This is a genomic window from Chryseolinea lacunae, from assembly GCF_016735595.1.
In the GTDB taxonomy this organism is placed as follows: domain Bacteria; phylum Bacteroidota; class Bacteroidia; order Cytophagales; family Cyclobacteriaceae; genus Chryseolinea; species Chryseolinea lacunae.
This window is the reverse complement of sequence record NZ_JAERRB010000007.1, coordinates 132,913-155,706: the sequence shown is the minus strand read 5'-3', so window position 1 is coordinate 155,706 and position 22,794 is coordinate 132,913. Positions and strand designations below refer to the sequence as shown.

General features: G+C 52.1%; 16 protein-coding genes. 6 read left to right on the top strand and 10 right to left on the bottom strand.

Annotated elements, in window-relative coordinates:
- Positions 1-28 precede the first annotated feature (28 nt).
- Positions 29-2,248: a carbohydrate binding family 9 domain-containing protein gene (locus JI741_RS20145; RefSeq protein WP_202012901.1), complete on the bottom strand. Its 2,220-nt coding sequence runs from the start codon at positions 2,246-2,248 to the stop codon at positions 29-31.
- 273 nt (positions 2,249-2,521) lie between these two features.
- Between JI741_RS20145 and JI741_RS20140 the strand changes: the two genes are divergently transcribed.
- Together JI741_RS20140 and JI741_RS20135 are read left to right on the top strand one after the other, a co-directional pair.
- Positions 2,522-3,562, top strand: coding sequence for a sensor histidine kinase (locus JI741_RS20140; RefSeq protein ID WP_202012900.1), 1,041 nt, complete (start codon positions 2,522-2,524; stop codon positions 3,560-3,562).
- Positions 3,563-3,575: 13 nt separating this feature from the next.
- Entirely contained in the window at positions 3,576-4,289 is a 714-nt protein-coding gene (locus JI741_RS20135) for a LytR/AlgR family response regulator transcription factor (protein WP_202012899.1), read from the top strand.
- Positions 4,290-4,568: 279 nt separating this feature from the next.
- On the opposite strand, the gene JI741_RS20130 is transcribed toward JI741_RS20135, so the two are convergent.
- Entirely contained in the window at positions 4,569-5,297 is a 729-nt protein-coding gene (locus tag JI741_RS20130; RefSeq protein ID WP_202012898.1) for a TrmH family RNA methyltransferase, read from the bottom strand.
- 10 nt (positions 5,298-5,307) lie between these two features.
- Here JI741_RS20130 and tamL point away from each other — a divergent pair, with 10 nt between their 5' ends.
- Entirely contained in the window at positions 5,308-7,800 is a 2,493-nt protein-coding gene (gene tamL / locus JI741_RS20125; RefSeq protein WP_202012897.1) for a translocation and assembly module lipoprotein TamL, read from the top strand.
- A 24-nt stretch (positions 7,801-7,824) separates the two neighbouring features.
- Here the strand turns inward: tamL and JI741_RS20120 are convergent, their stop codons facing one another.
- The 5 genes from JI741_RS20120 to JI741_RS20100 all read right to left on the bottom strand — a co-directional run bounded on the left by JI741_RS20120 (position 7,825) and on the right by JI741_RS20100 (position 14,150).
- Positions 7,825-8,016, bottom strand: a complete 192-nt coding sequence (locus JI741_RS20120) for a hypothetical protein (protein ID WP_202012896.1) — start codon at positions 8,014-8,016, stop codon at positions 7,825-7,827.
- Positions 8,017-8,185: 169 nt separating this feature from the next.
- Positions 8,186-8,524, bottom strand: coding sequence for a putative quinol monooxygenase (locus JI741_RS20115; RefSeq protein WP_369411837.1), 339 nt, complete (start codon positions 8,522-8,524; stop codon positions 8,186-8,188).
- 171 nt (positions 8,525-8,695) lie between these two features.
- Entirely contained in the window at positions 8,696-11,905 is a 3,210-nt protein-coding gene (locus JI741_RS20110; protein WP_202012894.1) for an error-prone DNA polymerase, read from the bottom strand.
- Between the two features lie 12 nt (positions 11,906-11,917).
- Entirely contained in the window at positions 11,918-13,417 is a 1,500-nt protein-coding gene (locus JI741_RS20105) for a Y-family DNA polymerase (protein WP_202012893.1), read from the bottom strand.
- A gap of 1 nt (position 13,418) precedes the next feature.
- The gene (locus JI741_RS20100; RefSeq protein WP_202012892.1) at positions 13,419-14,150 is read right to left on the bottom strand and encodes an ImuA family protein; all 732 of its coding nucleotides are present in this window, start codon (positions 14,148-14,150) and stop codon (positions 13,419-13,421) included.
- Between the two features lie 190 nt (positions 14,151-14,340).
- Between JI741_RS20100 and JI741_RS20095 the strand changes: the two genes are divergently transcribed.
- From JI741_RS20095 to JI741_RS20085, 3 genes are read left to right on the top strand one after another with little or no spacing between them, the layout of a single operon-like run.
- Positions 14,341-16,302 carry a tetratricopeptide repeat protein gene (locus JI741_RS20095; RefSeq protein ID WP_202012891.1) on the top strand — a complete coding sequence of 654 codons (1,962 nt, stop codon included), beginning with the start codon at positions 14,341-14,343 and terminating at the stop codon, positions 16,300-16,302.
- A gap of 58 nt (positions 16,303-16,360) precedes the next feature.
- A complete protein-coding gene (locus JI741_RS20090; protein ID WP_202012890.1) occupies positions 16,361-16,993 on the top strand; it encodes a response regulator in 633 nt (210 codons plus the stop codon).
- 4 nt (positions 16,994-16,997) lie between these two features.
- Positions 16,998-17,687 (top strand): DUF2306 domain-containing protein, encoded by a 690-nt coding sequence (locus JI741_RS20085; protein ID WP_202012889.1) that lies wholly within the window; start codon positions 16,998-17,000, stop codon positions 17,685-17,687.
- 25 nt (positions 17,688-17,712) lie between these two features.
- Here the strand turns inward: JI741_RS20085 and JI741_RS20080 are convergent, their stop codons facing one another.
- From JI741_RS20080 to JI741_RS20070, 3 genes are read right to left on the bottom strand one after another with little or no spacing between them, the layout of a single operon-like run.
- Complete coding sequence (locus JI741_RS20080; protein ID WP_202012888.1) at positions 17,713-18,585, bottom strand: DUF7281 domain-containing protein; 873 nt, start codon at positions 18,583-18,585, stop codon at positions 17,713-17,715.
- Entirely contained in the window at positions 18,585-22,262 is a 3,678-nt protein-coding gene (locus JI741_RS20075; RefSeq protein WP_202012887.1) for an ATP-binding protein, read from the bottom strand. Before JI741_RS20075 ends, JI741_RS20080 begins: the two co-directional genes overlap by 1 nt.
- Complete coding sequence (locus tag JI741_RS20070) at positions 22,240-22,788, bottom strand: condensin complex protein MksE (protein WP_202012886.1); 549 nt, start codon at positions 22,786-22,788, stop codon at positions 22,240-22,242. Before JI741_RS20070 ends, JI741_RS20075 begins: the two co-directional genes overlap by 23 nt.
- Between the last annotated feature and the right edge of the window lie 6 nt (positions 22,789-22,794).

Genomic DNA, 22,794 nt, shown 5'->3' with positions numbered 1-22,794 from the left:
CGACACGTGCCCGGGCATGTGATTACGTTCACAAATTCAACCAATACGTCAGCTTGAACACCACACCTTTGTTCTTCACGCGCATGTCGGTGGTGGCATAATTGTCAGTGTAGACAACAAAGATGTCTGACATGGGTTTGAATCGCCATTGCACGCGACTGTTGATGTTGAAATTGCCGGCTTGTGTGTTGTATTGCAGGAACGTTGTCCACCATAAATTATTCCGGAGGCTCACTTCGGCGCGTGGTCCCACCAGCGTGAACTGTGCCTTGCCATAGGCTTCGGGCAACCGGATGTCGTTCTGCAGAAAGCTCACCCCAAACAATCCCCAGGGCTGACTGCGGAAGTTAAGGGTCATGCCATATTCCAGGCGTGTGCCGTTATAGAAATTTCCAAAGCTCGCATTCACGCTGCCATTAAACGCCTTGCGCGTGTCGGTGGTGTAGCGGGCACTATATTGGGTGAAATTGTAGTGCTCTACGGGAATGGGTTGGTCGTTGTCGAGAATGTCGCTGGGAAACGGCAGGTTCACTTCGTTGTTGGTGGCTTCCACGTAGAGCTTGCGCGTGTCTTTGAAAGCGAACGACACGTTGAGCGATGTGTAGCGTTCCAGGAAAGAACCATCGCTGCGGAAGTTGATCACACTCCACGTGTTTAGCTCGATGATATTGGTCTTCGAATTTTTAGGATAGATGAGCCACCCAAACCAGGGATTGACGGTGTAGTGACCGATGCGCACCGTTGTGTCGCGGGCAGCGTCGTAGTTATGAAGCCGCGGAATGAACGACAAGTCGTTCACATAGTTCTCTCCTACTTTTTCCAGCATCAGACCGCCGTAGTATTTCTTGGTCAAGTACGATACTTGTGTGCTGATGTAGTTGTTTTCAGAGAGCTTCTCCGGGGTCTGCGCCGTGTGTGCGCGAAGGTAAACATTGAACGATGCCTTGGGTGCCGTGTATTGAAACTCTCCGCCAAGGGTGCGGTTGTAGTCAAGCTGGGTGTCGCCTCCGGTGGCTCGCGTGGTTTGACGGTTGGTGACGAGCGCTTTGATGACCGACCGCGCCAGCACCCGTTGCTGCACCGTGGCCACGAAGTAGTTGTTGGCCGATACCTCATCCGTTGTTTCGGTCTGCACATCCATGAGGCCAATGCGAAGTGAGTTTGTAAGGTTGCCACTCAGTCGTGCACCTGCCGCAATGGGCACCGGGTCGCCATCGTGCAGGCCAATGGTGCGCGAGAAGAACGGCTTCACATTCCAGGAGCCGAAGTTGGCAAAGAGGTCGGCGTTTTCGAGAAAGAAATTACGGCGCTCCGGATAGAGCAGCGAGAAGCGTGTCACGTTGGTCATCTGCCGGTCCACTTCCACATTCGAAAAGTCAGGACGCAGGGTTAGGTCGAGGTTGAGCGACGAGGTGAGCGAAACTTTGGCGTCAAGGCCCACATCGCCCCGGGTCTTGGCCGGTTCTCCCTCTTCGTGGTTGCGCGAATGGCCGCCGGCCATGTAGGGCACCAGCGTCACGCGGCTGCGCACGGGATGCAGTGGCTGTCCCCATTGCAACGTGCCCAGGTGGGCCAGGTCGGTGCCCGCCAACTGCACGGGCACGGGCGACCAGGTAGCGAACACGTTGCGCTTCATGTCGTTGCGTATAAAATTCAGGCCCCAGCCGTCGGCACCTTCTTTGAACCGCAGTGCCGTGAACGGAATGGCCATCTCGGCAATCCAATAGTCATCATAGACTTTCACTGCCGAGAACCATTTGTTGTCCCAGTTTTCGTTGGTCTGACTCCACGCGCTGGTTTGGGTAACAGCCCCATCCAACTGGGCGCCGCCGGCATTCACACCAAAGAGGAAGCCCGTGCTTTTCTGACGAAGCGGGTCCACCAGAATAGCAAAGCCGTCGCTGCGCCAGAAGGGTTCGAGCTGGTCGCGCTTCAGGCTTTGGATGATGAGGTCTTCGCGACGCTGGTAGTTCACGGCCGACACATAGAGAAACTGATCGTTGAAGAGCACCTTCACTTCGGTGCGGGCTTCGGCAAAGCCGGAGTCGAGCGGCCATTGGTTGGTGAATGGCCCGGTGGCTGGGGCGGCGTTCCATTCTTCTTCCAGCACACCGTCGATCTTTAGAAGCGAGGGGGTGCGGTTGGCGGTCAGCACCTGCGTGGTGGGTTGAGTTGGTTGTTGGTGCGACCAGGCGCGGCTGGGTGCCAGCCATAGCGAGAGAAGGACGAGGCAGTAGAAAGGTTTCATGCTGGTAGCGTAGGTTTACCCCTGCATACGTCACCGGCCGCTCCTCTTTTTCAGGTGCTGCCTGACACGCGCGGTGCAGCGTCATACAACATCGATGGCCCGACCGGTGCGATTGGTGGGGAACCGCGCGACGTTGAGGGGCCACAGCACTCCGTTGGTGCTGAGGCCCATGGCGGGCGTGAACCTTTGCGTTACTTTTGCTGTAGCGATTTTGATAGTGCCCCTGTGTTTCTATCTTTAAAGCGTAGCGCATCCTTCATTAACCAAACCCGCGTGCTGAAACGAAAAATCGATTGGCTCTGGCAGAACCGCGTCCTGCAACACATCCTGTTCTGGTTGGCGCACGTGGTTTTCTATGGCGTGCTGTACGGCAGTTTTGAAGACCACTACCGGCAGTATTTCATTGAGGAATTGCTGTATCTGCCAGGCAAAATCGTCTTCACCTACTTCACACTCTACTTCCTGCTGCCGCGCTATTTGTTGCCGGGGAAGTATTCAAGCTTCTTTGGATGGCTCTTTGTTTCCTCGTTCGTGGCCGGGCTGTTGCAGCGTTATGTGGCGTTCAACTATGACTATCCGTATTATTATCCCGAAGCGCTAAAAGATCCGTTCTTCTATATTCCCAAGATTGTGAAGATGTTTGTGGCCATCTATCCCGTCACGTTTGTGGCCGTGGCCATCAAGCTGTTAAAATACTGGTATGCCAACCAGCAGGCCCAGCAGGTGCTCACGCAGGAGAAACTGGAAGCCGAGCTGAAGTTTTTGAAGACACAGATTCACCCGCACTTCCTGTTCAACACACTGAACAATCTCTATGCACTCACCCTGAAGAAATCGGACAAGGCGCCCGACACGGTGTTGAAGCTTTCGGAACTGATCAACTACATGCTCTATGAATGCACGAGCGAGATTGTGTTGCTGAGCAAGGAGATCAAGTTTATCCAAAACTACATTCACATCGAAAAGATGCGGCATGGCGACAAGCTGGATGTGGACCTGCGCATTAGCGGCGAGGTAGGCGACCGCAAGATTGCTCCGCTCATTTTGCTTCCCTTTGTGGAAAACAGTTTCAAGCACGGTGCCAGCGAAGAGCTTCAGCATTCGTGGGTAAAGATCACCATAGACGTGCAACCTTCGGTAACGCTCATTAAAGTTGAAAACAACAAGGCGGCCGGTCACGACGTGGACCGCAAGCCGGGCATTGGCATCCAGAACGTGCGGCGCAGGCTCGACCTGTTGTATCCCAACGGGCATGAACTAAAAATCATGAACGGCGAAGAAACCTTCCTCGTAATTCTTACGATACAAGAATAAACCCCAACGTGCTATGCCGGTGAAATGCATTATTGTTGACGACGAACCGCTGGCCATCGAAATCATTGAATCGTATGTGACCCGCATCGACCAACTGGAACTGGCGGGCACGTTTCGAAACGCCATCTCCGCCTTTGCCTTCCTGCAACAACACACGGTGGACCTCATCTTCCTCGACATCCAGATGCCCAAGCTGAACGGCATCGAGTTTCTAAAGACGCTGAAGAACCCACCCCGCGTGATCTTCACCACAGCCTATCGCGACTATGCCATCGAAGGCTTTGAACTTGAAGTGGTAGACTATCTGCTGAAACCCATCCCCTTCGATCGCTTCCTGAAAGCCGTGGCCAAGTTCATGCACCAACCCGCAGCGTCTACAGCACCCGCACCCAAAGCCGACACCACCACCGACGACTATGTCTACTTTAAAGTGGACAAAAAGATGATCAAGACCCGCATGGCCGACGTGCTCTTTATTGAAAGCATTAAAGACTATGTGAAAGTGAAAACCGGCGAACGCGAAATCATTACCCAACAAAAAATAAGCTATCTCGAAGAATCACTCCCGCGCCACCAGTTCCTCCGCATCCACCGCTCCTTCATCATCAACATCGACAAGATCGACGCCTACTCGGCCACCGACATCGAAATCGGCAAACACACTATTCCCATCGGCCGGAACTATAAGAACGATGTGATGAAGGCACTGACGAAGAAAGTGTTCTAGTCCTTAGTCCTTAGTCTTGAGTATTGAGTATTATTAAGTATTAAGTACTGACGCAACGAGTCTGACTACAGTTTGTCTTTTGCGTCCGGTCATACACATGTACAGAATAGTATTGAGTATTGAGTATTAAGTATTGGGTATTGGGTACGGTTTGTCTTTGCATTAGATCGTAGGTATTGATGGCCTGAGTGTGCATGGCGTCAACAAAGAAAAATACTAAATACTCAAGACTAAGGACTTAAGACCTAATACTCAGGACTAAGGACTCAATACTAAAGACTATCTCCTAAGATTGTCGCATATCACTGCCGTTGCAATGCTGGCGTTGAGCGATTCGGCGTGGCCGTAGCGTGGGATGGTGACTTTGTGGGTGATGAACTGTTCGAGGGCTGGGGAGATTCCTTTTGATTCGTTGCCGATCACGATGAGGCCGCCGGTGCCGAAGTCAACCCGGTGAACATCCTGGCCGTCGAGGTAGGCGCCGAACACGTTGAGCGACTGGGCGGTGAGATAAGGGGCGAGATCAGTATAATAGACCGACACGCGGGTGAAGGAGCCCATGGTGGAGCTGATCACTTTGGGGCTGTAGAAGTCGGCGGTTTCCTGTGAGGCAATCACTTTGGTGATGCCATACCAATCGGCTGTGCGAACGATGGTGCCGAGGTTTCCCGGATCTCTTAGATCATCCAAAACCAGCGCAAATTCGCTGGCCGTCACGTGTATAGGTATGTTGGGCTTGTGGCGGGCCACGGCCAGGGCGGTGTAGTTTGTTTGAAACTCGCCGAGGCCTTCCAGCTCGGCGGGCTTCACTTCCACCACCTCAATGCCCGGGGCAACACGGCGGCCGGAAAGGAATTCGGCCGTAGCCACCAACATCGTTACCTCGAAGTCGGACGCCAGCAATTCCTGCACACTCTTTGCTCCTTCCACCAGAAAACATTGTTCCTGTTTCCGGTATTTCTTTATTTGCAAAGATTTAACAAACTTGATTTTAGCTTTTGATAGCATTTTTCACCCCTTGAGGACATCGAACTGTAAATATATTCTCTTCACGCTTTGGCTTGCTGTGTCCCTCTCCGGATGCCTGGGCGTTAAGCACCTGAAAGAAAACGAAAAACTGTTGTTCCGCCAAACCGTGCAGGCGCCAAAGAACATCAGCGAGGAAGACCTGCGCAATCTTTACATTCAACGACCCAACCGGAAAATACTCGGCCTGCCCGTCACACCCCTGGTGAGCATCTACTACTTTGGCGAACGGCGCTACGATCAGGAGAAATACATCCGTCGCAAAGCCGCTGTCGAGAAAAAGTATGACGACAAGATTGCGGGCACCAGCTCGGAACGGAAAATCAACAACTACCAGTTCAAAAAACTGAAGAAGATCGACAAGCTGAACGGCTTCATCGAAAACGGAAACATCTGGATGCAATGGGGCGAACCCGTGTCGGTCTACGACAGCGCCAAGGCCGCGTTAACCCAGGAACGTTACAAAGACTATCTCTTTGGCAAAGGCTATTTCAAGAACAAAGTAACCCACAAGATCAGCAACCGCGGCAAGCTGGTGACCGTGACCTATAAAGTAGAACCCGGCCAGGCCTACTTCATCGACTCCATCTTCCACGACGTGGCCGACACCGCCTTGCTCCACATCGTGAACGACAATGTGCGCACCAGCTTCATCGTAAAAAACTCGCGCTACGACCAGGACAACTTTGCCAAAGAGCGCGAGCGCCTTGACCTGCTCATTAAGGACTACGGCTATTATGACTTCAGCCGTCAATACATCGACTTCGACATCGACACCACGTTTCGCACGCCCGAACGAAAAGTGGCCGTCATCATCTCCATCAAAGACCCGGCGCGGCGCGGCTATCACAAGAAGTTCACCATCGACGAAGTGAACTTCACCACCGATGTGGGCACCAACGTGCCCAACCGCGAACGCACCACCCGCTCCTATCGCGACATTCACTATCAGTACTATAAGAACAACTACAACCTGAAGATTCTTAGCCAGCGTGTGTTCCTGCAGCCGGGCGAAGTCTATAGCCGCACCAAAACCCTGCGCACACAGCAGCAGCTGGGCAACGTGGAAGCGTTCAAGTTCATCAACATTAACTACGACACCACCGGAGGAAAGTTTGTGGCCAACATCTTTGCCAGTCCGCTGTCGCGCTATGAGTGGACCAACGAAGCGGGTGTGAGCGTGACACAAGGATTTCCCGGTCCGTTCTATAATATATCGTTCAAGAAACGCAACGTGTTCAAAGGCATGGAAACGTTCGACCTGAACGGTCGCTTCGGATTTGAAGGGGTGGCATCGGCCACTAGCAGCATGAACGTGTATAAGAGCACCGAAGCCGGTGTGAATGCCGCCATGACGTTTCCCCAATTTATCTGGCCCTTCAAGGAACGCCTCCGCTACAAGTTTGCGCAGTATAACCCGAAAACAAAATTCGTAGCGGGCTACACCTACACCGATCGCCCCGAATATCGCCGCACAGTGATTTCGTTCAACGGTACCTATACCTGGCAAAGCGCCAACCGGAAACGTACCTATTCACTCACACCGCTCAACCTTGGCGTGATCGACACATCAAAGCTGTCGCCCACATTCCGGGAGCTTCTTCGCAACCAGGCAGCGTTGGGGAACAACAGTCTTATCAACTCGTTCCGCCCTTCGTTTGTGAACAGTATCATCTTTGGTATTACCTGGAACCTGAACAACTACGGCAACAAGGAACGAGACTCGTGGTATATCCGCACCCAGCTGGAAAGTGGCGGCACCATCTGGAATGTGATCAGCCCCAAGTTCATCAGCGACTTCGAGTTGGAATACTTCAAGTATCTTCGCTTCAGTCTCGACGTGCGCAAAACAGACCCGCTCAACAAGAACACTATTCTCGCCTACCGCCTCAACTCGGGCTTTGCCTACTCATATTCCGACAATCACAGCTTGCCCTACGAAAAGTTTTTCTTTGCGGGCGGTAGCAACAGCATTCGTGCATGGCGCCCGCGCAGGCTCGGACCCGGCTCGGCCAAGCCACCCGAAAGCCCCAACCCGGTAGCCGACGGGTTGTATGACTACAGCATTGAAAAGCCTTCGGAGATTTTGCTGGAAGCCAGCATCGAACTGCGCCAGAAGTTGTTTGGCTTTGTGAACGGCGCCGTGTTCATCGACGCTGGCAACGTGTGGAGCTTCAGGGCCCTGAACGTGGTGAACGGCGACGGCCAGATTGTGCAAGACAAGAGCTCGCAGTTCAGCATAGACCGTTTCTATAAAGAGATTGGCGTCGGCACGGGCTTTGGTCTTCGCTTCGACTTTACCTTCCTCATTCTCCGCTTCGACGTGGGCATGAAAGTATACGACCCCGCCCGCCCCGAAGGCGATCGCTTTGTGCTTGACAAAGTACGATTCTGGAAACCCTACGCCAAAGAAAACGGCGACGGCACCTACTTTGGCTATCGCGAACCGGTTATCTACAACGTAGGTATCGGCTTCCCCTTCTAACGCGACATTTCGCCATGCGTTGCCCTACACATGCATGAGCACGTAGAACTCTATAATGGAATACAACACGAAGGCCGCAGCCGTGCCCACAAAAATGAGAATGGCTTTGAGGAAAGACCGTTCGCCCTTGTTTTGCACACCCTGCACCAGAAACCAGGCCGAAGCAGCCCAGCCCAGCAGAACGATGAGGTATTTCACAAACGTGGAAATCAGCATATAAGTCTTTAGTAGTTAGTCTTTAGTATTGAGTACTTGGTCTTTCGGTCCTTGGTCTTTGTAGTTAATATCCACGGCTATGGATAAACTCAAAGGTACTTAATAGCCCAGGACTATGGACAAGAGAGCCAACTCAAAGTACTCAATACTAAGGACTAAATACTAAAGACTAAAAAAGTCCCAGGCCACCGGCCACAACCAGCGGCGTGCCTTCCGGTTTGCCATCTATGAGGGGCATGGCCTTCGCGATCATTTCGGGTGTGCCCGGAAGCTTCAGAGAATTGTCGTGGTCTTCTTTCGAGTCCCAGGTTTCGAACACCCAGATCGTGTCGGGGTTGGTGGCGTCCTGGCAAACCACATAGAGGTGACAGCCTTTGGCGGCCTTAACACCTTCGGCAGCCTGCAACAGAATGGCCACCATCTCGCCTCCCTTGCCGGGCTTGGTTTTGAATTTGCCGGTGAGGCCGTAGAGGTCTTGGGTTGTGTCATTGTATTTAGGTTTTGAGATTGTGCAGATGTGACCAGGCTTGTCAATAACATTGCTGTTGACAGAAGGTCGCGAAGTGAGAAGGTGTTGGTGTTCATGTTCAGGATGATTCTTGACGTTGGTGGAAAGTTGCCTTGATGAGATGACAACCCTATGTCAGGAAGGACCTTGTCTCATCGTGCCGTCGACAATCTACCTGAAATTCCTCCCCTCCGGAAAGATCTTCCTCTGCACGCCTCCCTGCTCCTTCATCACCGACAAAAATGGCGTCGTCTTCTCATCCGCCCGCGACAATGGCATCGATAGTTCTTCATCATTAGTAGTGAGCTTGCCCAGCAGCCTCGAATAATTATGACAGCGTTTCACAATCACGTGCACCACCTCGCCTTCGCGCTGCAGTTGACCTTCCACCATCAGCAGTTTCGACTGGATGATTTCTTTGCGGAATTTATCGAACAGCTTTTGAAACACCACAAGGTTGGCCGTGCCGGTTTCGTCTTCAAGTGTTATGAAACAAATGCCACTGGCTGTGCCTGGTCTTTGCCGCACTAAAATGAGACCGGCAACCTTCACGGGGTCGCCGTCTTTTGCGTTGGCGAGTTGTGCGGTGGTGAGCACGTGAAGCTGATTCAGTTGTTGGCGGACAAAACTCACGGGATGTGCTTTTAGAGAAAGCGATGTGCTGGCATAGTCATGTACCACGTGCTCGGATAATGTCATGGTGGGCAGCGCTATCTTTTCTTCGGCTTCCCCTCTTGCGGGTTGGTTTGCAAAAAGAGCTTGCGGCCGATCTTTTGTGGACACTTGCCACAGGGCTTCACGCCGGTCGTGGTCGAGCGAACGGAAGGCATCGGCATCGGCAAGTTTTTCCAGAACCGTGTCCGACAATCCTGTGTCGCGAAGTTCGGGGATGGAGGTGTAGCGTTGTTTGCGGGCAGCGATCAACACCTTCATGTCTTCTTCGCGCAGTCCTTTCACCTGGCGAAAGCCTAGCCGAAGCGCGTTATGGTTACCTGACTTTTCTTCCAGCAGGTTGTTCCAATCTGAATAGTTGATGTCTACCGGGCGAACATCCACGCCGTGCTTTTGAGCGTCGCTTACAAGTTGGGCTGGTTGATAGAAGCCCATGGGCAGGCTGTTCAGCAGCGCGCACGCAAACACATCGTGATGGTAGCACTTGAGCCATGACGACACATAGACCAGAAGCGCAAAGCTCACCGCATGGCTTTCGGGGAAACCGTAGCTACCAAATCCTTCCAGCTGCCGGAACACACGACGCGCATAGTCTTCGCTATAGCCTTTGCGGGTCATGCCGCTGATTAGCTTGTGTTCGAAATGCGCCATGATGCCCTTCGATTTGAAGGTGGCCATGCTTCGGCGCAGCTCGTCCGCTTCGGCGGGTGTGAACTCGGCCGCCACAATGGCGATCTTCATGGCCTGCTCCTGAAACAATGGAATGCCTAGTGTACGTTTTAGAATTTCTTCCAGCTCTTTTGATGGATATTCTGCACGCTCTTCACCATTCCGCCGCCGCAAATAAGGATGCACCATGTCGCCTTGTATAGGGCCAGGACGCACGATGGCGACTTCAATCACCAGGTCATAAAAAGAGTTTGGTCGCAGCCTTGGCAGCATCGATTGCTGGGCGCGGCTTTCAATCTGGAACACGCCGATGGTGTCGGCATGGCTCACCATTTCATACACGGCCGGGTCGTCCTGGGGAATGTTGGCGAGGGTGAGTTCTTTTCCATAGTGGTTCTTCGCCAGGTCGAAGGCTTTGCGGATGCAGGTGAGCATTCCCAGAGCCAGCACGTCTATTTTGAGGAAGCCCAGGGCTTCGATGTCGTCTTTGTTCCACTCAATGCAGGTGCGGTTTTCCATGCGCGCATTCATGATCGGGCAAAGGTCCGACAGTTCACCTTGTGTGATCACGAAGCCACCCGTGTGCTGGCCAAGCTGACGAGGGAACCCCATGAACTGCGATGTGAGGTTCAGCACCTTCAAAAGATTTGGATCGTCAGGGTTTAGTCCCTGGCTGGCGATGCGTGACCGATCAAAACCTTCGTCGGCAAAATCCCAGATGAGGCCCGACAGCCGGTTGATGGTGTCGACCGACAAGCCCATGGCTTTGCCCACATCGCGGATGGCACCTTTGTGATGTTGTTGTGTGACGGTGGCAACGATCGCGGCACGATTGCGTCCATACTTTTGATAAATATATTGAATCACTTCTTCGCGCCGCTCGTGCTCGAAGTCAACATCGATGTCGGGTGGTTCGTTGCGTGCCGAGGAAATGAAACGCTCAAACAACAGATCAAACTTGGAGGGGTCTACGGATGTGATGCCAAGGCAATAGCACACCGTTGAGTTTGCCGCCGAGCCTCTCCCCTGACACAGTATTTTCTTTTCGCGTGCATACCGCACAATGTCGTATACCGTGAGGAAATATTCCGCATAATTCATTTCCTGCATGAAGTTCAATTCGTAGACAATCGATTTCCTGATTTTCTCCGGGATGTGATCACCAAAAATTTTCTTCGCTCCGTCCCACGCGAGAAAGGTAAGTTCTTCCTGGGGCGAGCGTCCCTGCGTGGTTACTTCCTTCGGGTATTGATATTTCAATTGATCAAGTGAAAAGCAACAGGCTTCGGCAATGACCTGGGTTTGGCGGATGGCATCGGGATAGTGCCGGAACAATCGCTCCATTTCGACGATGGGTTTCAGATAACGTTCGGCATTGGGATGCAGTCGGAACCCGGCGTTATGGATCGTGCACTTCTCGCGCACACACGTGACCACATCCTGCAGCTCGCGACGTGCAGGGTGATGATAGTGAACATCGTTGGTGGCCACCATCGGCATGTGAAGTGTTGTGGCCAGTTGTGCAATGCGATGCAACTGCTTGCCGTCGTCGCCTCCATAGGTTCGCGAGGCTGCGATGTAAAGATGTTCTCCGAATGCCTCACGATATTCGCGCAAGGTTTTCTTGAAATCATCATCAAAATCAAATACATCGTTCAGTGAAGAAGGTGGCAACGCAACAAACTTCAGCCCTTTCGCATGATTGTATACATCTTCCTTAAAGAGATGACATTCTCCTTTCTCTGCACGAAGGTTGCCGGTGGAGAGCAACGCCGACAGCTGTGCATAGGCATAAATGTCGGTGGGATATGCCAACAAACTGGGACCATCCAGCAAATCGAGCCTGCACGACGGAATGATTCGCATCCCCTTCTTTTTGGCGGCAACATGTCCGCGAACAATGCCGGCAAAAGTGTTGCGGTCGGTTATGGCGATGGCATCGTAGCCAAAGATCGCTGCCTGCTCAACCATTTCTTCGGGATGAGATGCTCCTCTGAGGAAGCTGAAGTTTGTAGTGACCTGTAGTTCTGTGTAGCGCATGCTTCCCTCCTGTTATGCAAAAAATCCGTGGATGAACCATTGATACGTTTTGTCGTCATAGTGTCCCAGGCGGAACAACCAGTAGCGATGGCCCGCTTCATCTTCCACGCGGTAGTAGTCGCGATGCTGTCCTTGCTGAAGCCACCACTCCTGCTCTATGCGCTCGGGGCCATCGGCTTTCACAATCTTGTGTATCTTTCCGTTATGGCGAAACAGCATGGGCGGATAGTCTGGGATGGGCGCAGTCACCTCGATGCGTTCGGGGGTTGACAGAAGTTGCAACGGCCTGAGTTTGTCTGCGCGCCACAGCGTGGCTGGCTTCTCGTGGAGCGACGTGGCCAGTTTGAACGAACGCTCCGGCCAGTAATGCTCGTCGGGCACATAGCGGCGAATGGTGTGCATGCCAAGCTTGCCCGTCAGCCGATCAATCAGTTCCGACACGCGCGTGTCTTCCAGACCTCCCGATCCTTCCCACATTTTTTCCTGCTGCGCAAAGTGATCTTCCACCTTCGGAGCTTCCAACACAAACAGCTCGATGCCTAATGCCGGCTCGATGGTGGGCAGTTTTATCTCGAACAGTTTGAACAAATGCCGGACGCTGTGCGAGGGACGATTGGTTGCGATATCAACCTTTTCCACTTTCCCATCTACCCGATAGCCCATGAACACCGCTGTGCGAAGTCCTTTCTGTTCCTGCCGCAAGCGTAGACACAAAGTTTCCAACAACTGCTGCAAAGCGATCTCTATGCCTGGGCCAGTCACAATAGGTTCCATACACGGCAGTCGTTCCTGATAGGGCACTATGGGTTGTACGGGCTCGATCATTTCTTCGGCCTGACCCAACGCCATGTCCAGGCGGAGAATGAAATGCGGACCGAAGCGGCGGCGCAGTGAGGCGCGTGGCATGTTGATGAACTGGCCGATGCGATGAAGCCCCAGTTTGTGCAAACGCTCCACGGCATCCACTTCCAGGCGCAGACTTTCCGGAGGCAATGGAAGCAACGCTTCAATATGCTGGCCTTTGGCAACCACAAGGGGTGCACGCCCAAAACGCGCAACGGCCCAGGCTGTGCCCACGGTGTCGGCCATGGCAGCACGAACATCGTATCCGCGGCCGCTCAGTTTTTTAACAATCTCTTCCAGATACGGCACATCACCACCCCAAAGATGCGGACAACCGGTGACGTCAAACAGCAAACCATCGGGCGGATCTATCGCGACAAACGGTGTGAAACGAATGCACCATTCCGCAAGTCGCTTCAATAGTCTTTCTATAAGATCCGGCTTATCATCCTGCACCTCTAGCGTAGTAATAATGGCGCGGGCATCGGCAAGCACCATGCCGCTACGAATGCCTTTGCTTTCGGCTTCGGCATTGGCCGCTGTGATGACCATGCGGCCACGGGAGTTTGCTCTCAACACAAAAGGCAGTTTCTTCAGGTGCGGCTGGCCGATGGTGAACCAGTCTGTGGTGAGGTGCCGGAACCATATGGATACAAAACGTTTTGCCATGTCATCCGACTTTCTTCGATTGTTCGTGCGAAACAGAATGCGGTTTGTAGACCTGCTGAAATCTTCCGTTGGTCCATTGAAGATCCCACACACCCGGCTTGCCATTTCGGATTCTTAACAACTCAACCTTCCATTGTGGAAAGCCCACACCGGGCAAATCGTCTACCGGGTCGCTCGGCAGGGGTGTGATCTGCCATCGCGAAACGCAGGCGGTGGTGCCGGGCTTCCGGGCATTGTTGCGCAAAACAAATCCCGTGACCTGACTTTGCTCCACGGCCAATTGCAAACGTCGAGAAGCTTTGAAACTAATGTCATGGACCTCTCCCACCACGGCTGTTAATGCGCCGCATTTCAAAGCTTCGTCCATGGCCCACAACACATCCTTTTCTTTTTGCAAATCCACAAACACAAAGCGATCGGGCTGTATACCAAAAGTTTTCAAAGCCGGTGGGAAAAGTGTTCGCGAGGCACTGATCCAAAGCGCGGTGCCAAAGGGCCCCATAAGTGCTGACAGAAGTCCAGCCACAAAGCCGCTGGTGGCCGCTGCCTCTTCACACTGCGAAGCCAGAAATTCGTGAACCGCACCCACCGGGAATGTGGCCTTGGGAAAAGCGTGCAGGATAGGCCCAAGCCCGACATCGACAGCGCTGCCTTTAGAGGATTTAAATCCCTGCAGCCGCAGAATATCCATTTGCAACGCGGCAAAGGCATCAGCTTTATTTAGGGGTACCATGAGCTTGAGGTGAGTGAGGCTCAAAAGTAATAAACTAATTTAATTAGTTTACAAAACTAATACATTTAGTTATTTAAAGTAAGGAATGCCCATCCTAAACTTGCTCAGGAGTCAAAAGATTAGGATATTAGTCTAAACGACCCTCCCTCTGAAAAAAAGTATTTCCATAGTCTTGCTCGTGGCTTCTGCCATGACAGCTGTCGCACAAAGTCACGTCATCGACAGTTTGCAACGCGTGGTGGCCTTGCAGCGACACGACAGCCTTGAGATGGAGGCCCTCCTGGACCTGACAAACGAATTTATGCGACGGGATTTGCAGCAGGCCAAGGCTTATGCCCGCGAAGCCCTTCAGCTGTCAAAGACCCGCCAAAGTGTTTATGGCATAAGTTCAGCCTACTCCTACCTCGTAACCACCAACCAAAACCTGGGCTTCCCCGACAGCGCCAACACCTGGTTTTCCAAGCTGGAAAAAGTGACTCAGGATAATCCAACCTACACCAAAGTGCTGACGCAGTTCAACACCACGGCAGGGCTTTACTACAAGAATCAGGGACAGTATAAAAAAGCAATCCCCTATCTGCTCAGCAACCTGAAGCTGCTCACAGCCGAAAATGAAAACCGTGCCGGTCTGTTCCTCAATATTGGCAACGCCTACAACAACCTTGGCGATTTTAAGAGCGCGGTGCACTATCACTTGCAATCGTTGAGCCTCTTCGAGAAACTTCAAAACAAGCGTGGTCAATCTTTCTGCCTGAACAGCCTGGGAAGGGATTTCTATTCCCTAAAGCAGATGAACCGCGCGCAGGAATATTTTGAGCGTTCATTAAAAATGAAAATAGCGCTCGAAGACAAACGTGGGTCCATTCCAACACTGATGGCGCTGGGCGATATCTATACGGAACTGAAACAATATGCCGTGGCCGAAAGCTACTATAACCGCTCCATTCAACTGGCACAGCAAATGCAATTGCCGGGCGAAGAGGTTAGAGGCCTGTTTCAGAAGGGATTGTTCTTTAAAACCACCGGCAATTTGAAGGAAGCCCGCGCCACACTCATGAGCGGCCTGAAGCTGGTGCAACGAACCGGCGACAGCACCATCACAGCCCAGGTGAAATCCGAACTGCTGGGACTGGACCTGCTGGAGAAAAAAGAAAAGACCGACGAGCAATCGCTGCTGAACAGCCTCAACACCGTGATGCTTTCGGGCGACCGCAAAGCCCAGTCGGAAGCGTATAGCCAGCTTGGCGAGTTCTATTCCCTGAGCAAGCAATACGACAAGGCCTACCAGTATCTTCTGAAATTCCATTTGTTGGAAGACAGCGTGCAGGGAAAAAATGTGCTGCTGCAGATGAAGCAGTTGGAAGAGCAGTTTGAAAGCGAGAAGAAGGAAAAGGAAATCGCCCTCCTCAAGAAAGACCAGGAGTTGCATCGCCTGGAGGCAAGCCGACAAAGGGCCAACGTCGTCATCATTTTTGTGGTGTTGGTTTCGGTGATTATCATCAGTGCCTTGCTGGTGAATCGCTACCGCGTGAAGAGCCGCACAAAACGGCTGGTGGAAATGGAACGCATGCGAAACGCCATTGCCCGCGACCTGCACGACGACATCGGCTCAACACTGTCGAGTATTAACATCATCAGCCAGCTGGCTCTGCAGGATGCCAATGGCAGCGCTCCCCTGTTTCAACGCATCGCGCAACATTCGTCGACCATGATGGAAAGCATGTCTGACATTGTGTGGTCGATCAATCCCAACAACGACACGCTCGAACAGGTGGTGAGCAAGATGAAAGAGTTTGCCTCCGAAATACTGGACCCGCTGGAGATTGAATATTCGTTCACAGGAGAAGATGCCCTTCAAGGGTTCGCCATGGACGCGGCCGTTCGCAAGAATGTATTTCTTATTTTCAAGGAAGCCGTGAACAACGCGGCCAAATACAGCGCCGCAAGTCACATCCGGATTGCGTTTTCAAAGAAAGGCCACGCCGTTCAGCTCACCATTACCGACAACGGCAAAGGCTTCGACACCACCGGCGCCACGTCGGGCAACGGTCTGCGCAACATGCAGGAAAGGGCTCGCTTCCTTCGCGGAACGCTGGCTTTGGCCTCGTCTGCCCAGGGAACAGAAGTGCAACTCTCCCTCCCCATCACATGATCGGGGTATTTCCACAGCCATGAGAAATAATCACATTTACCCAATTGATCAGGATGTTATGAAATCATCGGTGCTCATTTTTGAGGACAACGACTTGCTGCGCGAAAGTGTGGGCAACATGATCAGGCGAAGCGACTCCTTCAGTCTGGCTTCGGCATTTGAGAATGTGCTCAACGTAGAGCAGCAGGTGAAAACCCTGAAGCCCGACATTATCCTCATGGACATCGATATGCCCGGACTCAACGGCATCCAGGCGTTGCAGGTGATCCGGAAGTTCAACGCCACCGTGCCCATCATCATGCTCACCGTGTTCGACGACAACGGCCGGGTGTTTGAAGCCCTTCGCGCCGGCGCATCGGGCTACCTGCTCAAGAAACACATCTCCCTGAAACTGTTCGATGCCATCCGCGATGTGCTCGACGGCGGCGCCCCCATGTCGCCCAGCATTGCCCGCATGGTGCTGGCGTCCATGCAACACAAAACGGTGATCGAAAATCCTTACCAGCTCACGTCGCGCGAAAGAGAAATCCTGACCTCACTCAGCAAAGGCAACAGCTATAAACTCATCGCTTCCGAGTTCGACATCAGCATCGACACGGTGCGCACGCACATAAAGAAGATCTACGAGAAACTCCAGGTACACTCGCAGACCGAAGCCGTGTCTAAAGCCATCAACGAGAAACTGGTGTAAGGCCATGGCCTATTCTTCCCCGGGCGAGCCCACCTCAAACGCGTCGCGGCAAAGTTTGCTCCGCATGCTGTTGCTATTCACAGCGTGGCTTGCCATCATCGCGCTGTCGCTGTGGTTTTACTACACCAACGTGCTGGTCTACCTTCGCGGCTTTCGTAGCAGGATTTTTGGTGATTCACTTTTTCACAACCAGGCTTGGGTGGTGATGCATCTTGTTGGTGGCACGTTTGCGTTGTTGCTGGGGCCCATGCAGTTCTGGCCGTGGTTACGAAACCGGTTTCTGTCTTTGCACCGGCTGGCGGGCAAGCTCTATATGGCGGGTGTGTTGCTGATCGGACTGTCTGCACTGAGGCTGTCGCTCCTCAGCTTTTGTGAACCTTGCCGGGTGTCGTTGTTCATACTCGCGGTGCTGGTGCTGATCTCCACGGCGTTTGCGTGGAAGGCCATCAAAGCCCACAACCTCAAAGCCCATCGGCAGTTCATGACCCGGAGTTATATCTGTGTGCTTTCATTCGTGGCAGTCCGCATCGACGATATCCTGTCTTTAGATTTCTTCTTCGGCACGCTCGAAGACCCCATGTTCAGGAGAACGGTGAACGAATACTTCTTTTCGTTTGTGCCATTGCTGGTGGGTGAGATCGTTATGACGTGGTGGCCTGCCGCGATGTCAACATTTAAGCTGAAGGGCAAGTGAGAAGGGACTGACAGAGTTTCAAGTGTCAATATCCTTGATCAATATAAATCTCCTGCGCTACACCTTTTTTATACTTGTCGATTAGTTTCACAACGCTTTGTATTGCAGGACAATTCTCCTGGCGGAGCTTGGGTAGAAATTGTAGCTGATCGTCGTATGCCTGGCTTGTGCCGTTGTTTTGAAACAATGATTCGAGTTGATTCGGAACCAGAAAATCACACCGATCACTGCCAATTTTGTCTCTGAATTCAGAAATGTAAATGCTCAGTCCCTTCGGGTCGTAATCTCCAAAATGGAGATATTGGTTTGAAACTCCTCTCAGCCATTCAGCAATGGAATTGCTATTCAGAAAACGCCACACAAACAGGGGGCGCATGCCCTCAAATAAATGACGCTGACGTTCAATATACTTGAAGTTCTCATGATTCTCCACTCCCACCACCCGAACGTCTGGAGGTATTCGAAACGTTTCAAAGTCGTGCACAAAGGAGAAAATTCCAGGCTGATGCTTCAGCACTAAACGTTCACCGTTCAATTCATAGGGTATTTCCTCATACGCATTGATAAGAAAGCCTTTGAACACTCTGGTCTTCCTGTTCTTTGAATCAGATGCTGCTTTTACGGACTCACTGCGCTCTACGGTTTCCTTTTCCTGGAATGCAATGTACTCCGACAGGGAGGGTATGTCGTATTTATGTTGAAGATAACGAATCAGGTTGACGGCATCGGGGCAACGTACTTTGCGTCGTTGAGCGCCCGCGGGTAACTCTTCAAGTATCCCATCGTTAATAAATCTAATCAAATGTTCTAGCGCACTTCCTGAAAATTCCCCACGGTTCACGACATGTCCATCGTGCAACACGAGCAGTAACTTTGCGAAGCGGGAGTTTATCTTCATCACGGCTCAATCGTCATCGTCAACAAAGGCACCACCTTCACATAGCCATTCGAATCCTTCCGGAACTTATAGGTGTAGTTATAATGCGTCTCCAACTTGCTCTCGTTGGGCAAACCGTTGATGAGGCAGATGTTGCGCTCTTCCGCAAAGTTGATGAGCTCCTTCAGGTAAGGTGCCGAAATCTGGCCCACCTCGTCGATGATGCAATGCACGCTGAAGTTGCGCGCCGTCTTCTCGGTCGATTCTTTGATGAACACGTTCAGCAGGGTGATGTAGATCACGGCCTTCACCAGCATGTCGGTTCCGGTGGAGCCTACTTTGTCGATCTTCTCGATCCAGCCTGTGTCGTTCTTGCCTTCCTTGATGCGGAAGCGCAGCTCGAACAGGTCCTGTACGCGAATCTCTTCGTGTTTCTCTTCGTTGATGGTGCGTTGCAGATCGCCCAATAGCTCCACCGAACGTTTGTCGATTTCGCTCTTGGCCTTGTTGTTGGTGTTGAAGAGGTTGGCTTCGCCGTAGAGGAACGGGTTCTGTTCTCTGAACTCGGTGATGCGTTGCAGCTTGCGCAGCACTTTGTTTTCGCTGTCTTCCGATTTCAGCTTGATGTATTCAATGAGCTTCGAATCTTCGAACGAGGCTTTGCTGAAGTCGGCTTCCATCTTGCCGATCATTTTGTTGATGCGGCCCTTGTGTTCCGTCAGCGCTTTCATTTTGCTGGAGATGGCGTCGATGAGCATGCCGTGGCTTTTGGCCACTTCGGCAATAGAGATCTGGATTTTGTTTTCGGTATAGAACTCCTGGAGGTAGGCCGCAAAACGTTCGTATTCCGCCTCCCCTCCTGTGCCGCCAATCTTGAAGTTGAGGTGATTGTCGGGACGGAAACGTCCGGCAAATTCGCTGATGTTGTCTCTGAACTTTTCGAACTGGTTGTGAAACTCCGTGTCGTTGGCCAGCAACTGCGAGCATAGACCAATGATGCCGGCTTCGGCGTGCTCCGCGGGTGCAGGTTCAATGAGGTGACGCAAGCGGTCGTAGAGCGTACGCCCCATGAAGTGCTGCTCGAAATGGTGGATGCCGTCCACAAAGTTTTTCAGAGAGCCCGAAAGGTCGCGGCTCTCGTTGTCGAGTTGCTTTTTGCGTTTGGTGTAGGCTTCTTTCTCGTGCGAAAACTCGTTGTCGGTTTGCCGGATGCGCTCTTCCAGCTTTTCTTTCTCGTGCTTGAACTCCCCCACTTTGTCGAACAGTTCGCGTTTGTCTTTGCGATAGTCGTTCAGCAGTTCGGCGTTCTTCTCCAGGTTTTGCAATGCGGCCCTGATATCTTCGATTTCTTTCTTCAGCTTTTTGATGCGCGTGTCGTCGATGCCTTTCTTTTTCAGCACGGTCGACTTTTCCTTTTGCCACTTGCCCTTGCGTTCTTCAAAGTCGGCCAGCCGGTCTTCCTTTTGTGAGGTGATCTTTTCGGCTTCCTTGCTAAAGGTTTTGGTGAGCTTGGCCAGTTTGTCGTTGAACGTCTCGTCGAGTTTAGACAGCTCCTTCTTCAGCACGGCCTGCAGTTCGTCAAGCGTTTGCTTCACGGTGGCCATTTCCTTCTTCAGGGTTTCCTGCGCGGTATAGACTTCAATTAGATCTTTCTCGCGTTGTGCTTCGGCCTTCCGGTTCCAGTCGTGCAGGTCGAGGCCGTATTGTTTTTCTTTCTGTTCGTCCTGGTTTGCTTCATAGTCCAGCTGCATGATCTCGTTCTTGAGGTGCGCGGTCTTCTTGCCTATAGAAGCGAGCTTGGCTTGCTCGTCGCGGGCTTGTTCTTCGCGGAAGTCGAGGAAGGCCTGGTTCAACACGGCAATGCGGTCGCGATAGCCGCTGCGCTCAAGCTCATATTCTTCCAGTGTTTTCGAATAGACCTTCACATTCGAGAGGTCGAGCTGAATGCCATACAACGACTCGATGCCCTTCTTCAGTTGTTTGGGATTGAGTTCTTTGTTGAACAGGATTTCTTCGTTGCAGACCTTGCCAATGGTTTCATACCAGTTGGGGTAATGCTCTTGCAGATAACCAAAGAACGCATGCTGGTGAACGGCAAGCTTCTCGTCAATCACGGCGATCTGGGCTTCGAGGCTCACCACCTCCTGTTTGTTCTTCTCGATATATTGCTCAGACGTGATCCGGTTCTTCTCGCGGATGTGGTCGCCTTCTTTCTTCAGCGAATCGATGGTGTTGTTCTTCACGGCAAGGGCTGAGGTACGGTCGCTTTTGCGCACGCGAATGTCTTCGAGGTGGCCATTGAGCAGCTTCACCTCCTGGGCAAAATATTTGCGTGTGCGCAGCTCGCGTTCCTTGAATTCGGCGTCTTTCAATTCCAGCTCATGCGTTGTCTTCAGCTGTCGGAAGCGTTCGGCATTTGCGGCGTGACTTTCCTTTAGCTCACTTTCTTCCTTGCGATAGGCATCGCGCAGTTGGTTCTTGTCGTCGTGATATTTCTTGTCGAGCTGAAGGCCTTGCGTGCTAAGCATGTGCTCAAACTCCTTGCGTTCGTTTTCGAGGGCGTCGAACAGGGTTTTGAATTGCTGCTCCACATCGCTGAAGCCGGCGGTGAGGGTGGCATACTCATGTTCGCGGGCCTGCAGTTCGATTTGCAGTTGTGGTTTCTCTTCGGCTTCGCGCAAAAGGTCCACAATGCCTTTGTCTTCGTAGTCGGCCAGTTTCTTGTCGGCTTCTTTGAGCTTCGATTTCAGTGCGCCGATTTCCTGGTTCGACTCCTTGTTGCGTTCGCGGTGCTGTTCGTCCTTTTCGCGAAACTCGGCTTCCAATCGCGCAATCAGTTCTGTTTTCTCGTGCACCTGCACGCTGATGGTTTCCTTCTGCAGGGCGGCATATTTCAACGCACCGCCAAGCTCGCCGGCCAGCACACGTTGTTTTATTTTCAGTTGCTGGATGTGTGCAAAGTTGTCGCGGATCAGGTCGCTGCGCTGTGCGTTCTCCTTTCGGAAGAAGGTCTCGATGTCGTGATAACGCTCCGTGAACTGGCGCAGCTGCCGCTCGATGGTCTTCAGCTCGATGGTGGTGTGCTTCGAGCTGATAGAGTTGGCAATACATTCTTTTACAAACTCAGCCTTGATAACCGACTCCGAGCTGAGAAAGATAGACGTGATGGCCAGCGGAATGTTGTGGTAGTTGGCGTTGCCCTTCATCAACCCGAACTTCTTGTATTTCTTGTCGGGGTCGGCGCCGTAGATGATGTTGCGATAGCGCTCAAAGGTTTCTACCTGGTCGCTATAGAGTACTTTGTTTTCATTAAATTTTCCCAGCACGGCCTTGGGCACCAGCGCTTCGCTTTCGGAGATGTAGTGCTCCTGCACAAACTCGCTTTCCACAAACCGGTAGAACAGTTTGTTGTTGCGATACACCATCACATGAAAGAGGCCTTCTTCGGTGGCAATTTCATAGATGATGTAGGAGTTTGGGAATTGAAAATAATAATCTTCAAAAGACTTCTGCGACGACGAGATGCCCAGGCCGCGCGTGTTGGCGCTGTAGAAAAAAAGAATGGCCCGTTGCAGCGTGGTTTTGCCCATGTTGTTGGTTCCCACAAAGCACGTGTTGCCCGCAATTTCTACTGCGCTGTAGTCCGTGTTCGCTATGTTGATAAAAATGATCCGGTTAAGGATTCTTCTGTTCTCCATCCTCTTCAATCGTTATGAGCGAGATCACTTCTTCGAGGTAATGAATGGCATCCATCACCTTGTAGGTATCTTCGTCCTCTTGTTCAAAAAATCCGGCTTGTGTGAGTGTTCCGGCAATCTCGGCCACCTTGTCTACCATCTTCTCGCGGCGCGACAGGCTCAGCAGTTTCATCTTCAGGCGTTCGTTCGAAAAACACTCTTCGGCAATCTGCGTCACCCGGTAGCGTGTGCCCACGCTGGGCTTCGTGTCCATCGACGAAAAGAAGTCCATCACGTCGATGTAGTAGGAAAATTGTTCCAGCTTCTTTTCCATGATCAGGTTTTGCTCGTCGGGCTGGCTGAAGTAGAAATAGTTGTGCCCGCGTTCCAGCACATAGCCGGTGTGCGAGAAGAACTCCTTCAGCAGGCTGTAGTTTTCTTCATAGCTGATCACGTCAAACAACTTGCCCTTGCTGCCATTGGAACTAATGAAGTTTCCACGGCTCAGGATGGCAAAGATTTCAGGTGTCTGTTTGGGAACGTTCATGCGCTT